Origin of the sequence: Mesorhizobium neociceri (genome assembly GCF_013520985.1) — a bacterium.
Taxonomy (GTDB): Bacteria; Pseudomonadota; Alphaproteobacteria; order Rhizobiales; family Rhizobiaceae; genus Mesorhizobium; species Mesorhizobium neociceri.
The window spans coordinates 100,481-116,312 of record NZ_JACDTY010000003.1; the positions used below are offsets into that span (position 1 = coordinate 100,481).

General features: G+C 62.4%; 11 protein-coding genes. 6 read left to right on the forward strand and 5 right to left on the reverse strand.

Features of this window, described 5'->3' with window-relative positions:
* Window positions 1–30 precede the first annotated feature (30 nt).
* Window positions 31–2,301 carry a DNA/RNA non-specific endonuclease gene (locus tag H0241_RS08425; RefSeq protein ID WP_181056977.1) on the reverse strand — a complete coding sequence of 757 codons (2,271 nt, stop codon included), beginning with the start codon at window positions 2,299–2,301 and terminating at the stop codon, window positions 31–33.
* Between the two features lie 501 nt (window positions 2,302–2,802).
* Between H0241_RS08425 and H0241_RS08430 the strand changes: the two genes are divergently transcribed.
* On the forward strand, window positions 2,803–3,489 hold the full coding sequence (locus H0241_RS08430; RefSeq protein WP_181056978.1) for a Crp/Fnr family transcriptional regulator: 687 nt from the start codon (window positions 2,803–2,805) through the stop codon (window positions 3,487–3,489).
* 7 nt (window positions 3,490–3,496) lie between these two features.
* Here the strand turns inward: H0241_RS08430 and H0241_RS08435 are convergent, their stop codons facing one another.
* Window positions 3,497–7,819 carry a cytochrome P450 gene (locus H0241_RS08435; protein WP_181056979.1) on the reverse strand — a complete coding sequence of 1,441 codons (4,323 nt, stop codon included), beginning with the start codon at window positions 7,817–7,819 and terminating at the stop codon, window positions 3,497–3,499.
* A 129-nt stretch (window positions 7,820–7,948) separates the two neighbouring features.
* The gene (locus H0241_RS08440) at window positions 7,949–9,721 is read right to left on the reverse strand and encodes an adenylate/guanylate cyclase domain-containing protein (protein WP_181056980.1); all 1,773 of its coding nucleotides are present in this window, start codon (window positions 9,719–9,721) and stop codon (window positions 7,949–7,951) included.
* Between the two features lie 348 nt (window positions 9,722–10,069).
* On the opposite strand from H0241_RS08440, the gene H0241_RS08445 reads away from it, so the two are divergent.
* The 3 genes from H0241_RS08445 to H0241_RS08455 all read left to right on the forward strand — a co-directional run bounded on the left by H0241_RS08445 (window position 10,070) and on the right by H0241_RS08455 (window position 11,714).
* Window positions 10,070–10,327 (forward strand): PepSY domain-containing protein, encoded by a 258-nt coding sequence (locus tag H0241_RS08445; protein WP_181056981.1) that lies wholly within the window; start codon window positions 10,070–10,072, stop codon window positions 10,325–10,327.
* An 84-nt stretch (window positions 10,328–10,411) separates the two neighbouring features.
* Window positions 10,412–11,152 (forward strand): lysozyme inhibitor LprI family protein, encoded by a 741-nt coding sequence (locus H0241_RS08450; protein WP_181056982.1) that lies wholly within the window; start codon window positions 10,412–10,414, stop codon window positions 11,150–11,152.
* A 97-nt stretch (window positions 11,153–11,249) separates the two neighbouring features.
* The gene (locus H0241_RS08455) at window positions 11,250–11,714 is read left to right on the forward strand and encodes a hypothetical protein (protein ID WP_181056983.1); all 465 of its coding nucleotides are present in this window, start codon (window positions 11,250–11,252) and stop codon (window positions 11,712–11,714) included.
* A gap of 91 nt (window positions 11,715–11,805) precedes the next feature.
* Here the strand turns inward: H0241_RS08455 and H0241_RS08460 are convergent, their stop codons facing one another.
* Together H0241_RS08460 and H0241_RS08465 are read right to left on the reverse strand one after the other, a co-directional pair.
* Window positions 11,806–13,683: a L,D-transpeptidase family protein gene (locus H0241_RS08460; protein ID WP_181056984.1), complete on the reverse strand. Its 1,878-nt coding sequence runs from the start codon at window positions 13,681–13,683 to the stop codon at window positions 11,806–11,808.
* Window positions 13,684–13,899: 216 nt separating this feature from the next.
* A complete protein-coding gene (locus tag H0241_RS08465; RefSeq protein WP_181056985.1) occupies window positions 13,900–14,646 on the reverse strand; it encodes a 3-oxoacyl-ACP reductase family protein in 747 nt (248 codons plus the stop codon).
* Between the two features lie 101 nt (window positions 14,647–14,747).
* Here H0241_RS08465 and H0241_RS08470 point away from each other — a divergent pair, with 101 nt between their 5' ends.
* Window positions 14,748–15,356 (forward strand): TetR/AcrR family transcriptional regulator, encoded by a 609-nt coding sequence (locus H0241_RS08470; protein ID WP_181056986.1) that lies wholly within the window; start codon window positions 14,748–14,750, stop codon window positions 15,354–15,356.
* A 66-nt stretch (window positions 15,357–15,422) separates the two neighbouring features.
* Window positions 15,423–15,821: a rhodanese-like domain-containing protein gene (locus H0241_RS08475; protein ID WP_181056987.1), complete on the forward strand. Its 399-nt coding sequence runs from the start codon at window positions 15,423–15,425 to the stop codon at window positions 15,819–15,821.
* Window positions 15,822–15,832: the final 11 nt, after the last annotated feature.

Genomic DNA, 15,832 nt, shown 5'->3' on the forward strand with positions numbered 1-15,832 from the left:
CGCCCTCCAGAGCGACCATATCGACACTTCCTAGCCCTTCTTCTTTCGTCTCCGTGATCCCGCGCGCAGCGCGATTTCGCCACCGCGGACCGTCTCGTATTGGTCGGCGTCGATCAGCGATTGGTCGAAGCTGACGCCGGTCATTTCGGAGATTTCGGTCAGCGGGTACATGGCGCCGATGAACTCTTCGGAGACCGTGAACTCCAGTTCCGTGTCGGTGAGGTCCTGTTCGAGCACGAAACCATAGCTGGCGAGGCCGTCATTGACACGGGCCACCACCACCTTCCAAAAGCGGCGCGGCACGAGTGCGCGAAGGCTGCTGCCCTTGGGACCCTTGCCGGCGAATGTGCGGTCGTCATCGGCGAGAATTGGGCCGGCGAAGACGCAAAGACGTTCGCTCGCCGCCTCGGAGAGAACATGGTTCTCGAGATCGCCCCAGTTCTTCTCGCCGCTGTCGGAGCGATTATAGCCTTCGACCTGGGGTGAGCAGTTGGTGACATGGAAGGAGCAGACATTGCCCCGGAGCAGAAGTTCGAAGGTGCTGCCCCAGGCCACGTCATCGCGCCTGACGATATGGCCCTTGTCGAAAGCGCCCTGATCCTGGGTGTAGAAGACGTCGGGGATCTGGTATTTGTCGTCGAGCCGCAGATCCGGGAACCAACGTTCGCTGAACAGGCCGCCACGAGAGTAGTTGCGGCCCTTTTCCGGTTCGCGCAGATTGCTCTCTTCGGTGACGTTGGAGGCGGTGAACAGGGCCAGCCGCCGCTTGGCGTGCATCTTGACCGAGAAGTTCTGGTAGTCGAGCTGCGTGCCGCCGGCCTCGAGCGGCGCCAGCACGGACGGGTCGGTGGCCTCCGGCATCGGCACCACGACCGGAGCGAGCTTGGTGCCGCCAGACAAGAATTTTTCGTCATAGCCCTCATAGCCGGCATAGTCGGCGACCGATTTGGGAACGAATGCGCCGCCGGGGGGCGTCGGTTTGGCCGCTTCGAGCTCGACCGATTCCGTGACCGCTTCATGGCCAGGAGCGGAGCCCAGTGAGACGGTGATACGCAACGGCACTTCGAAGGTGACGCTGCCGCCGGGTGAAACGACGACGCCTCCGCCGGTGGGTGGCGGTGCCTGGGTGATGACGCCCGGAATTTTCTTGACGCCGCCGACTTCGACGAGGTTCACGCCTTCGGCCGGCGATGCGCTGTCGGCCTTGTTCCACCAGGCACCCCAATCGTTGGGGCCGCCGCTGGCGGCGCCGGCGAAGTTGAGGCCGAGGTCGACGACGCGTTGGTCTTTCGCAAGCGCGCCAGTGGGCACGGCGTAATTGCGCTCGAGATAGCGGCCGGCGAAATGCAGCGCCACGACCTCGCCGGTGGCGAGGTTGATCATGGCGGTACCGGAGTTGCCGCCAGTCGTCGAACAATCATGTGTCGCCGCGCTGACGATCTTGCCAAAACTTTCGGTGTCGAAGGGTCCCTGCAACATGCCCGGCTGCAGGCGCTTGACCTGGAAGCGATTGCGCATCAGGTCGTTCTGGACATCGACCGCGTTGCGGTTGTCGAACGCCGGATAGCCGATGGCGACGACCTCTTGGCGCGGCAGATCGCGCGCGTCGGCGACAGCGAGAGACAGCGGCGTGATGTTGTCGGGCAGGCCTTCGACTTCGAGGATCGCCATGTCCCAATAGGGGTGGATCATCCGGACATTGCGGATCTTGAAGACGTTTCCAGCAGCCGCATCGCGCTTGAAGTCGATGCCGGCGGCGCGGCCGTTGATGAATTGCAGATTGCGGTCACCGAGGCCGTCAGCAAAGATATGCGCCACATGACGGTTGGTCATCAACAGGTTGCGACCGACGACGAAGCCGGTGCCGCCGTAAGGGATGTTGGTGTTCCACAACAGTTCGATGCGCCCGATCGCCGGCAAAGCGGCTTCGATGCGCTGCTTCAATGCAGCCTCGCTGGTAAGCTTCGTCCACAGCGAATGGCCAGGTGTCGGAGCGCCGTCGAAAGTCAGCGTCGTAAAGGTGCCATCCTTGATGTCATAGACCGGCCGCAACTCCGGGATGATTATGGCTTCCAGATCGGAAAGCTGCTCGGGCGCGACTTCGGCCCCTCGCGCGAGGTTCTCCGCACCGGCGCGCGCCGATTCAAACGCCGCTTCCGTCTTGCCGCCGTCCGTGGGCGCAAGGGATTCCAGGGCGTCACCGGCCATCGTCTCCATGTTTGCAAGGACCGATTCAGTCCCCTCGCCGCCAGTGATGAGATCAAGATATTGACGGATACGCTGTTCTCTGCTGACCGGCATGGTCGCCCTCCCCCAAAGGTTCTGTCAAAGTAAAGAACTGTATTGCCCCATTTTAGACTGGCGCAATTCTGGCTGGCACGCAAGGAAACAAATCAACGCGCGTCGAATACGACCAGGGCGTGACGTTGGCATGTCTCTTCGCCCGCAGTCGCTCGCGCGATGTGTCACGGTCGCATTATTTTAGCGCCGCCGTATGTGATCTCGATCACAGACGGTGATGCCGTTTGCGCCGACCTATTGCAGCGGGCGGAAATGAGCATTGCGTATCCGCTCGGTTTGCGAAAATTTTGATCACCTAACCATTTTTATCAGTTGCGGTCTGCACGCCCGGCTCCTCCCGCCGCGCGTGCAGACAGCTTTCCGCCGGGCGCAAGTCGGCACTGGGCGCAACCACTGCTCCACGCCTTTAGAAGGCGTAATGGCAAAGGGATGAACACCGGGCTTTGATGCGGTGCACTCTTGCCGTAAACTTTGCTGGTTGCGGCAATTGGGAAGTTCAACATGGCTTTTGGCGGCGCGAACGACAGAAACGATCTGCCGCGCCTGGCGCGCATCGATCCAAAGCTGTTCGATATTCTGTTCAGCGGCTGCAAGGTCGAGCGTTGCACTGCCGGCCAGCATCTGTTCGTCCAGGAAGATGCCGCCGACCGCATTTACGGGGTGATGACCGGCACGGTGGAAATCTCGATCTATTCGCCTGGCGGCCAGAAGCTGGTGGCCAATATCGAGCTGTCGCGCAGCCTGGTCGGAGAGATCGGCGCGCTTGACGGGCGGCCCCGCACCGCCACCGCCATCTGCCTCACCGCTTGCGAGCTGGTGTCGGTCAGCAGGACACAACTCTTTGATCGCATTGAAAGAAATCCACCACTGGCGCGCGCGATGATCGAACTTCTGTGCGCCAGGCTGCGCTGGGTGAGCGGCGAGCTCGGTGACCAGGCCTTCTTTGGCATCGAGGCGAGGCTCGCCAAGCGCCTGGTCTTCCTGGCCGAGGTGATGGCCGACGCCGCCGGCTGGATCCCGATCTCGCAATCGGAGCTCGGAGAATTCCTCGGCGCCACGCGCGAGTCCGTCAACAAGACGCTCAACGACTGGCGCGCCCGCTCGTTCATCGCCATCAAGCGCGGCGGTCTGCGCATCACCGACGCTGGCGCATTGCGTCATATCGCCGAGTCGCAAGACGACGACTGACGCCGAATCAGAGCCGCGAAATCAGATAGCGCAACGCCGAGCGGCTGGGCATGAAGAAATACCCGCCCCCCTTGGTGGTGACGAATTGCGGCATGTCACGGAGCGTCGTGACCTTTTCCCATGACGGAATGGTGAACCTGCCATCGCCGTCGCGCGAACCAATCGTCGGGTCCTTTTCAGCGACGAGGCCCTGGAACGTGGCCGACGAAACCCAGGTCTGCTGGATGAACTCGTACTGGCGCTCGATGTCGGCGTTAAGGCACATGAAGAGCAGTCCCTTTTCGGCCTTGCCATTCTTGCCGTCCGGCTTCTCATAGGTGCGGCCGATCCGCAGGATACGATGGCGCTTGCCGATATTGATCTGCGTATCGCGGTCCTCGCCCAGCGAATCGCGCGGGTTGGAACGGCGTATGTGGGCACCAAGCGGGCAGCGATGGCCTTGCGGATCCTCGGCGCCAGTGGCGAAGCTGTTGTCGATGACGCGTCCCGGATGATCGGGGTTGCGCACCAGCGAGCTACCGTTCTGCCAGCGGCCGAGCATCTTGGCGGCAATCCAATCTTGCGTGATGGCTTGGTTGCCGAGTTGGTTCGCGACCAAGGCTGCAGCCTTTTTGCAGTAGTCGTTGAAGACGTCGACATGCTGCTCGAACTGGCGAATAACGAGGAATGAGCCGTTGCGGCCGAAATCGCGCGGCGGTGGCGGCAGGCCCGGAATCAGCCGGCTACGGCGCACCTGCGAAAGGATCCCGGTACGATCGTGTGATGCGCTTACCGAGGGCGAGGCTGGATAGAACCCATGCTCGTCACGATAACCGAACAGGAACTCGCCGGGCGCGACCAGATGCATTGATGCAGCGCCCCTGCTGGCGCGGGTCGTGCCGCGGACAATCGGCTGCGAAATCCCGTCCGCGAAACCGAAATGCTCGTAGGCTGGCCCACGTTCCGACCTATCGTCACGCTTTGCCCCGTCAGGCGATTTCGTATTCGTGTCGGTCGGCCCCCGATTTACGGCGAGCGGCAGTTCGGCGACGACCTTCATGCCTGCACCGGTCGTCTTTCGTTTCACGGTGGCAATCTCGGTCTTCAACCTTCCCGGGTCTTCAGCATAGCAGACGATGACCAGGTCCACGGGGTTCTCCATCGACCCCCACTCCCATTCGTCCGGGCCGTCGCGGCCTCGGTCGTCCAGTATGCGCCCACGCTCGGGATTGCCCATGCCATGGCGAAAGGCGATCGGAAATGTTTCCAGTGGATCGTCCCCCACGCTCTCGTCGAGCCCAAGCTGCCGCAGGCCACCGGGACCAAAGGCTACTATCATGGCTCGCCCGGCGGGCCTGCCTTCGCCGAAACTCGTCTGCTCGACAACGAAATCGAGCCAGGCTCTGCGCTTGGGCGCCGGCAACTTGTCCGGCACGCGGATCGCAAGCATATGCGAATAACCGAGAGGGCCGAGCGGGCCGAAGAAGATGGACTGGATCTCGCCGGTTTCCAGCTGCTGCTCGAGAGGCGCCGGAAAGGCGGAGCTGATATTGGCCAGCAGCGAGGTGGTTTTTTGAACGGTGGTTGTTTCGCTCGCCGGGCGCCGTAGCGAACCGAACAAGCTCAGCCAGTCGCGCGCCTCGTTACCGACGGCGGAAGCAATGCCGCGCCTGACCCGGGAATTGATCCGGATGCGCGTTGTGTTGACTTGGGGATAGGCGGAGTACCAGAACAGTGTCGGCACCTGCTGGCGCCGCGCCCAGCGCTTGAAGCGATCGCCATCGCGCGCGCCGTCAAGGAACAGCCATCGTGTACGTGGATAGCCCACGGTGTTGCTCCACACTCCGGTCAGGCCAGCGGATGCCTTGGCGATAAAGTCCTCAAGATAGCTTTCCCAGCTGCCACCGTAGTTGGAGAAGAACATCAACCGGTTGGAGCTGGGCAGCAGTATCCAGCGGGCAAAATGGATGGTGTTGATGGTGTTGAGAAAGCCTGGCTTGAACACCTTCTGGGCCGCTATCGAGATCAGGTAGAAGGAAAACCTGAGCGCCAGCCGCCGCAAAATGCCAGCCTTCATCGTCGAAATCGCGGTCAGGTGGTTCTGCGCCGCGTGGTCCTCCTTAACGAGTATCGCGTTCAATTCAGATATGCTGATCGATGTGCTTTCCGGTTGATCCCGGTCCTCGCGGCGTCGCAGCGCCAGCAAGCACCAAAACACCAGCAGCGCCGCTGCCACCAACACTCCAAGTCCCGACAACAGAAGTGAAGTGATTGCTACGGCTAGGGCGGTGAAGGAGATTTCCTGGGAACTGATGTCGATAGATCTGCCGAACACCACACTGTAGGTCATGTACCAGCAAGCAGCCCAGATGATCGCCACTGTGACGAAGACCGGCGGTACCAGCAAGGTCGTCATCAGGGCACGGCCCCAATGGCCCGGCGGCTTTTCCAGCAGGCTTTCGGCCGGCTCGAACGCCCAGGCAAACGTCCCCAATGACTGAAGATGCTGGCGAGCTTCAGCGAGCACGGCGGGAGCGTTGCCGGTGCCCTTGCGTGGCCGCTCCACGATGTCGCGCACGGCTTCGAAAAGCTGCTGCTCGGCCTTGATACGTTGGACCGAGTGCCCCGGAGTTCCGGAAAACACCAGTCCGGCATTGCTGCCGAAGGACGGCGATATGTCGACATTGTGCTTGCGCAGGAAATCGTTCAAGGCGCCGCCATCACGCAGGTCGCAGACGTCCTTGAAGATTGGCCGCAGCCGGTGCCCGATGGCGTGCGTCACGGCATTGATGACATCATCGATGCTGCCGTCGCCGGAAATCTCCAGAACCAGAGCCCCTTTTTCCTGACCGGAATCAGCGTCGATCTCGCCAGTGCCGACAACGGCGAGGCTGGCGAAATGGATAGTGCCGACGATGTCGAGCGCGGTGCGGACCTCTTCGCCGGCCGGGTTGCCAAGGCCGGCAACCTTGTCGCGGACAGCGTCCAGCGATCCGGATCGAGTGACCGGACAGACCACGGTCACCATCGACTGGGTGACGGTGCGGCAGAGTGCGGCCGGTTCGAAATCGACCTTGAGGGTTTCCGGATAGGCGCCGATGCGCGTCATCCGCCCGCCCTTGCCGGGCAGGCGGCGCAGTCCCTGTTTCTGGAACAGAGCGCGCAGGCTTTCGCCGATCTGGATCCTGGCGATCTCGGCGCCGATGCACTGATGGATACCGTGGCCGAAGACCATGTAATCGCGATGCGGGCGCGATGTATCGAACTGGTCCGGGTTCTGCACGGCGTCCGCGTCGAACATCGCCGACAAGGTGGCCGGCATGACCACGGTGCCTGCCTTCACCAGGCGCTCGCGCCGCGTGCCCTTGCCGATGATCGCGTCGCGGGCAGTGTAGCGCCAGGGGCCGACCCAGATAGGCTTGAAGCGCATGGCTTCGAGGACGGCCCGATCGAGCTTGCCGGTGTCGTTTTCTGCAAGTGCTGCATCGATAGCCTGCCGTGCATCGGGCCGCGACAGGATCACATCGAGGCAATTGCCGCCGGCCAACACATTGGTCGGGACAAAGCCGGCGATCATGCCGAGCATGATCGAGTTGAGGTCGTCCCGCGACAGGCGGCCCTGATCCATCTGGGCAACCAGCCTCGCCAGCGGTTGCTCGGTCTTCAAGCCCTGGTCCCTGGCCGACTGGATGGAGCGGTCGATGACTTTGAGGATACGGTCGCCCGCCACCACCGCGAGCTCACGCATGACGGGGCTCGCCCCCGGGTCGGAAAAGAACAGCGCACTCAACGCGATCGCCCAGTCGGCGAATTCGGATTCATCGTCGATCTCGACGCCGAAATAGTCACGGCAGATGTGCACCGGGACGATCTTCATCAATCTGGAGATCGCATCGAAGCCGGGGCTGGCGTGCATCATTATCTCTTGCGAGTGACGCGCCGCGATCGGCCTGACGGCGGCCTCGACCTCGGCCGGCGGGAAGGCGCTGAGCACCGACGATTTCATGCGCCGGTAGTCGGCGCCGTCTTGCATGCCGAGGATGAAGTTGGAACCCCGCGCCATTTCGGTCATTTCCGGGCCGTAAGGGGTCTGGAATTCGTCGCCGCGCTCCAATATGTCGCGGACATCGGCGTTCTTGGTGACCAGGAGAACGCCGAATAGTTTTCCGGTCGGGCGGAACCGCCGCAACAAGGAAAGCGCCCAGCGCGGATCTTCGAACAGGGACCCGACGATGCGCGCAATCAGCCCTGTCTTGCGGATCCGGCCGAGATCGAAGGGCGGCATTTCCGACAGCGGGCGCTGGTTTTTCTGGGCCGCGCGAATGGCGTCAAAATACTTCAGTTCGGTCATGCGCGTTCAAGCCCCCCGGCTGTCCACGTTATTGCGATGCCGGCCTGTCAACGCCTAGGTTTGCATCGGTTGCACGTATGTGAATTTTTTCACAGTTGTCAGGTGTTCGGCCAGCATTGGGCGCCATGCTCATTTGGCCAGTTGGAAATTGGCGACAAGGAATTCGTTCGCGGCCTTGTCGGTGAAGGGTATCCAGCGCACACGCTGTTCGGAAAAATCGGGATGCCTTGTGGCGAAAATCGCCATCTCGCGCCGCGCCTGTTCCGGCCGGCCGCTTCGCATCAGCGCGCCGATTTTCAGGAACCTGGCATAGAAATATCCGGGAGACAGGTTGAGCGAGCGGTCGGCGGCGGCGATCGCTGCCGGCCAGTCCTCGACGAAACTGTAGGCGGCCGTCAGTTCCCCCAGATTGTGGAAGCGGTAGAGGTCGAACGGGCTCAATCGCTCGGTGTCGAGAAAGAACGGTATCGCTGACGCGGCATTGCCGAGCAGCAGCTGGGCGCTGCCCATGGCCGAGCGCGCGAAGGCAAAGCTCGGATTGATGTGGATCGCTTCCTCGAGATGGTCGACCGCCGATCGCGGTTCGCCGCGCATGATGTCGACGGCGCCAAGATGGGCGTGCGGGCGCGCATCCAGGCTGTCCATCAGCAAGGCCTTGCGCGCAAACTGCTCGACCTTGTTCAAATCGTCGCTGTCGCCGAAGCGCAGCCATGCGCGCCAGAAATACCACCACGCCATTTCGTTCAGCACAGCGCTTGAATTGGGATCCTCGCGGTATGCCTTCTGGAAGAATTCCAGCGCGGTTTCAGTGTCGCCGCGGGTGCGACGGTTCATGTGCCAGCGTCCGCGCCGCACCAGCTGCCAGGTCTCCAGGCTTTCCCAGGGTACCTGGAAGGTGCGCGCCTGCTCTGCCCGATCGACCTCCTTGTCGAGGATCGAAACGATCTCGGCGCCGATCTGGTCACGCAGGTTGAAGATATCGACCAGTTCGCGATCAAAGCGCTGCGACCAGACCAGTCGTCCGTTGGACGCGTCCGCCAGCGAGGTGTTGAGGCGGATCTGGTTGCCATTGCGCATCAGCGTGCCGCTGACGATGTAGCGCGCGCCGAGCGCGTTGCCGATCACCCGCGTGCCCAGCGTATCGTCGCGAAACTGGAAGCTGGAGCCCTTGGCGATGACCGAGAGCCATTTGGTGTTGGAAAGACCGTAGATGATGTCCTCGGCGATGCCATCAGCCATATAGCCGATGTCGTGCTCGCCGCCATCGCCATGGAAGGGCAGCACGGCGATCGCCGGCGGCCCCTTGGACGAAAGCTTCTGCTGGGCATTGGCCTGGGGGATGGCCGCGAACGATGCCGCCGGCGAGGATCCGTTACCGCCGCGGCCGGCGATCAGGACGCGCACCGGCAGGGCAATGTTCTTCAGCATGAATTCGCCGAGATCGGTGAATTCGGCCGCTGTCTTGTCCTTCACATGGTGCCAGGTCGTCTCCGAAACGGCGAGACCGTCGCCCGGCGCAAACTCCTGGATGCGGGCGGCGATGTTGACGTCGTCGCCGTAGAGGCGGCCGCCACGCACGATGACGTCGCCGGTGTTGATGCCGGCGCGAAACGGCATGCGCATATCGTCGGAAGCCGATGCGTTGAGGGCGACGATGCGGCCCTGGAAATCGAAGGCCGCGCGCAGGGCCTCGATCGGGTTGCCGAATTCGGCCATGATGCTGTCGCCGGCGTCGCCGAACGTGCGGCCACCAAACGTGCCACAGCTGTCGGCGATGATGTCGCGCCGCTCCTCAAATGCCGCGACAGCAGACTCATCGTCGATGCCCATCAGCCGTGAAAACCCGACGGCATCGATAGAAATGATTGTCGCCAGCTGACGGGTGTAGTTCCGTACAGCCATGTTCGAGCCCCGGTCCCTTCTGGTTCTGGTCCAGCACAGGCGACGACCCGTTCCTGAAACATTCCGCCGCGCACTGAGAGAAGAAATCCCGGCGGGTTCGGCGCGCCATGCCACCCCGCCAGAACCAGAACTCTAGCAGGGTCTTGGCGAAAGCTCTACCACCATCGATCTGCCAGGCGCAGGTCGTGGTAACGCACATGGTTAGCCAGCGGTTAGCACCAATATCACGGGCATGATCGTTCCAATCTAAAGCTTTGCGGAACCTGCCCGACGCTAGCCCTGGTGGAACAAACTGACCTGCGAGCGAGTTTCCAATGCGATCCATGCCAACATGAAATGAGGGCAATCATGCGAAATCTTGTTTTGGCGGCCGGCGTTGCTGTTCTTCTAGCCGGCTCAACGGCCTTTGCCGCCGATGACAGACCGCTGCCGCCGACGAATGCCCAGAAGCTGTCGGCAATCATCGCCAAGGTCGAGCAGCGCGACGGCTTTCGCTATGTGAAGGAGGTCGACTGGGACAAGGACGGCTACACCGTCACCTACTACACGGCCGACAAGGCGAAGGTCGAAATCACCTTCGATCCTGTGACTGCCGAACCGAAATAACGCTGCTGCCCCCTCGGCAATTCCTTGCGGCGGACTTTTTGCCTAGAATGATGGGCAAACTGGTGCGCCAAAGTGGGGGCGGTCATGCTTTCTTCCAGCCGGGTTTCCAACGGGCTCGTGCTCGCCATTGCCTTGGCTTGCGCGATGATCTGCGGTAACGCGGCGCGTGCCGACGGACCTTCCTTCGACTGCCGCAAAGCCAGCCTGCCGGTGGAAAAGGCGATCTGCGCCGATCCGCAACTGTCGGCAATCGATGCACTGGTGGCCAAGGCTTTTGTAGTCTTCGAGCCGGCCTTTGGCGGCGACAAGCGCAAGATCGCCCGCGCGCTGATCGCCGACAGGAACGCCTGCGGGCAGGATGCCGCCTGCATCGTCAGCGCCCAGAACAACGCCCTGCAGACCTACGGCAATGCGCCGTCCTGGGTGCAGGACTACAACCTCGCACTGATCGGCAAGAAGGCGCTCGACATCGCCACGCGCCATCCCAACGGTGCTGACCAGCCCCTGCCCTCGTCGATCGGTCAATGCGCCTTTACCCACATCACGGCTCTGACGACGCGGCTCGGCGACGACCCGCTGGAAACCGCAAGTCCGGAAGCCGGCAGTCTGGCGCGATTCAGCAATGATGGTGCTGGGGTCTCCTATGAACGTGAGCCCGGCCTCGCGAGTTCGAAAGTCGGCGACCCCGTCGTGATGTGCCTGATATCGATCCCGCGGGACTGTCCGGAAGGCGATGAGCGCGGCCGTGTCTATTACGGCATCGACCTCACGATAAAGGGCACATGGGTGCTGCCTGATTCGCAACATCTATGCGGCGGCGCCTGAAGAGCGCCGCAAGGCAGTGCCGGGTGCACTCTTGCGCCAATACGCCTTTGATGGCTGAGTGCGCGCGACAGTTGCAGGGCACGGGGGTGCATTGGCGATGGTAAAGCACGTTTTGAAGCGCATCCTGATGATGCTTGCCGGCTTCTTCGTTTCAGTTCTGGTCGGGTTGATCGCGGTGGTGGTGATCTACTGCGCGCTGGCCGCGCTGCCCAACGCTCCGGATTATTTCGGCGCCATGGGCATGACGCCGCTGGTGGTGCTTTTGTGGCCGCCGCTCGGCATGTTCGTCTATTTCCTGACGATCATACTGACCGGTCTGCAGACGCTGATCTTCGCGCTGATCGCCGAATTCTTCGCGCTGCGCAATTTCATTGTCCATATGCTGTTTGGCGCGGCCGCGGCGGCGGCTGGCTTCTTCCTGATCTGGCCGGGCGCCGAAGAGGATATCGAGCGCTGGGCCGATATCGGCATCATCGCCGCCGCCGGCCTGGTCGCGGGTCTGGTCTATTGGCTGATCGCCGGCCGCGGCGCCGGCTTCCGTCGTCCTCTCATCCAACGCTGATCGCACGAAACACGCGACCGTCTAAAATATAAAGAAACCAAAGAGATAGGAAGGGTTCCTCGTTTCGATGAGCGAGGAACCATTGTGGGGATCAGCTCGACGGCGAACGCACAGCCTCGGTCGCGTCCAGAGCCTGCATCAGCCGCGTATCGCGGTCATAGATGTCGTTGAAATATTCGACGTTGCCGGACAGGTCCGGCCAGGCAGTGAAATAGGCGACGTAGACGGGAATTTTGCGTGTCACGTCTTCGGTCGCATGGCCGTGTTTCAGCTTCTCGGCGATGTCGTCGACCGAGGTGCCGAGCACCGCCGCCGCCATGCCGCGCGGATCCTGCAGGCGAATACAGCCGTGGCTCAGCGCGCGCATGTCACGCTCGAAGAACGATTTTTGCGGCGTGTCGTGCATATAGATGGCGTGCTTGTTGGGGAACAGGATCTTCAACTCGCCGAGCGCATTGGCTTCGCTCGGCTGCTGGCGCACGCTGTAGGGGATGTTGGCGCCGTAGGCGCCCCAATTGACGGAAGACGAGGGAACCCGCCTGCCGCGCGAATCGGTCACCTCGTAGCCGGCACGGTCGAGATAGCCCGGATCGCTGCGCAGCCTGGGCAGCATCTCGTTGACAATGATCGACTGCGGCACGCCCCAATAGGGATGGAAATCGACCTGCTTGATCTCCTTGAAGAAGAAGGCGGTCTGGTTGGTGGTCCGGCCGATGACGACGCGGGTCTTCAGCTTCTCCTCGCCATTGTCGATATAGCTGGCGGTGAAGGCAGGCTGGTTGATGAAGACGCGCGGGCTGCCGAGATCGGACGGCATCCAGCGCAGCTCTTCCAGTGCTACCTGCACTTTCTGCAGCCTGTCGGCCTTGGAGGCGCCGGCTAGCGAAGCGACGGTGCGCGGGCCGATGACGCCATCGCCCTTCATGCCGGCCTTGACCTGCACGGCCTTGATGATCGGAACCAGTTCGGGAACATAGACGTCGCTGGTACCGAGCCGGGCCAGGATTTCGCCATAGGCGCCGCCCATCTCGTCATCGAGATTGCGCGAAATCAGCGTCAGCAGCTTCGGCAGTTCGGCGCTGGTCTCGCCGGGCTTCAGCAACAGCTTGGGATCGACGACGATTTCGTTTTCGGCGCTGGCCTGCAACGATTCGAGTTCGACGCGCAGCGCCTGATATTCCGTATTCTGCGGATGCCGTGATTCGAGATAGGTGCGCACTTCCTGGGTGTGGGCGAGCGTCTTCAGCACGCCTTCCATGTCGACCGGCTTCGGTGGGAATTCATAGTAGCCGGTGATGCGGTTGGGATCGACGCGGCCGCTCTGGGCGTCATGTGCATAGCGCAGCACGCGCGCCGACAGCGCCATCTCGAAGCGCACGAGTTCCTTCAGATGCGCGTCGGCATCGACCGCCGATGCGTTGGCTGCCGGCACCTCGACCGAGTAGTCGGCAGGTGCGAGGCCATAGCTTGCCGCTTCGCCAAGCACCCGCACCGCATCCTGGGCACGGGCATTCGGCTTGCCTTCGTTCACCCAGACGAAGTCCGGATTGGCCGAGTAATAGGCAATCAGTGCCTTGGCGATATCGGGCTCGGCATAGAGTTCATAGTCGCTGAGGCCTGCAACCGCTTCGCGGAAGGCGGTGCTTGTCGCCGACGGCACAAAGGCGGCGTCTTCGGCAGTTGCCACCTGAGGGGATGCTGCCACCAATGCCGTGAAATCGACTCGCACCAGCCGGTCGGCCTTGTAGGTGTAGTAGCTCGGGCTGCTGATTTTGGTGCCGCCGCCCGATACGGCGGGCTTCGGCTTGCGCTTCGGCGGTGGTGGGAACTCGCCCTGCTGATTGTGTCTGACGCCGCCGCCGAACAGCATGTCGAACAGCCCCTGCGCGCTGGCCTGCGGTACACCGAAGGCCAGCGTTGCCACAACCACAAGCGGCATCACAGTGGCTTTGTTTCCTAGGAATTTCATGGATTACCCGCTCCGGCTGCAAGCCGGCTCCCGTTCCGCGCCGCTAGACGATCGTGCCAACCGCATGGCGGATGTAAGGCGCTACTATACTGATTCATACCGATTTCGTTAAGCTTCCATAAATTTCGACGGGCCTGTTGCAGAACGGTTTCACAACACCGTGACACCAGGAGCGGCGTCGCCGCCGCCCCCAGATCATCAAAGCGGGCTGTTGCTTCAGGCGTTGGCGCCACCGTCGATTGTCAGCGCCGCACCGGTGACGAATCGCCCTTCCGGACCGGCCAGCCAGGCAACCATGCCGGCGATCTCGTCGGCCTTGCCGAAGCGAGGCGTCGCCATCTTCTGCCGCTGGTGTTCGGCGTGCGGGCCTTCGGCCGGGTTCATATCGGTGTCGGTCGAACCGGGGTGAACGACATTGGCGGTGATGCCGCGTGAACCGAGGTCGCGCGCCAGCGCCTTGGTCAGGCCGACCAGGGCAGCCTTGCTGGTCGAATAGGCGCTGAGGCTGGTGTCGGTGACGCGCTCCGCCAGATTGCTGCCGATCGAAATGATGCGGCCGCCCTCGCCCATGTGAGCGGCTGCCGCCTTCGAGGCGACGAATGGCGCCCTGATATTGACCTCCATGGTCTCATCGAAATCGGCCAGCGACAGGTCTTCGATGGGCGCGGCGCGCCAGATGCCGGCGCTGTTGACGAGGATGTCGAGCCGGCCGAAGGCGTTCACCGCCTCGGTGACCGAGCCTTCGATGGCGGCGGCGTCGCGATTGTCGGCCTGGATGGCGATGGCGCGGCCGCCCGCAGCAATGATCTCGGTAACGACCGCGCGCGCCGGCGCCTCGCTGTTGACATAGGTGATGGCGACATCGGCGCCATCGGCCGCAAGCCGCTTGGCAATCGCAGCACCTATGCCGCGGCTGCCGCCGGTGACGAGCGCTGCTTTGCCGTTCAATCCGTTCGATGACATGTCATTCTCCTTTTATGTAACGATCGATACATAAATATCTGGCAGCCTTGCCCGATAAGGTCAACTGAATTATGTATCGATCAACACAGAAAAAGAGCGCCATGCCGGAAAGAGGCCGTCCCCGCACCTTCGATCGAACCGCCGCCTTGCGGCAGGCGATGGAGCTGTTCTGGGCCAAAGGCTATGAGGGCACCTCGATCGCCGATCTAACCGCGGCGATGGCTATCAGCTCGCCCAGCCTCTATGCCGCCTTCGGGAGCAAGGAGGCGCTGTTCCTCGAGGCGACCGATTATTACACCCGCAACGAAGGCACCGAGATCTGGACCGCGCTGGACGAGGCGCCGACCGCATGCCAGGCGATCGAGAACTTCCTGCGCCAGACGGCAAAAGCCTATTCGCAGAGCGACCGCCCGCAGGGCTGTCTCATCGCGCTTGGCGCGTTGCACAAGGATTCAAGCAGCGGCGCGATCTGCGATGATTTGCGCCGCCGCCGCGCCGAAAACCACACAGCCTTGCTGAGACGGCTGGAACGCGGTGTGGCGGAAGGCGAATTACCGACTAGCTTCGACAGTGACGCGGCAGCGACCTTCTATGCGACGGTCCAGCACGGCATGTCGATCCAGGCCCGCGACGGCGCCTCGCGCGCAGCACTTCTGGCGACCGTCGCCGGGGCAATGGCGGCGTGGCAGGGGCTTTCCGGAACGGCGTGACAAAGTGCTGATGTTGTGCTGGAAATCGGGTCGGCGGCGAAACCGCGCGGCCGGGAGGGATTGTTCGTGAAAAAAGGGTATCGCGAGTTGCTCGACGAGGCCAATGCCGAGATCGAGGTGGTCTCGCCGGAGGAAGCGGCCGGGCTGCTCGACGACGAGGGTACAATCTTCGTCGATCTGCGCGACCCTCGCGAAGTGGAACGGGACGGCCAGATCCCCGGCGCCAAACATGTCACCCGCGGCATGCTGGAATTCTGGATCGATCCGGAAAGCCCCTACCACAAGCCGTTCTTCGCCTCGGGCAAGAGCTTTGTCTTCTTCTGCGCCGGCGGCTGGCGCTCGGCGCTGGCCACCAAGACAGCGCAGGATATGCGGCTGTCGCCGGTCAAGCACATACTCGGCGGCTACACCGCCTGGAAAGCGGCCGGATTGCCGGTCGAGCCGGGCGGCAGGAAGAAGGCCTAGCTCACTTCGCC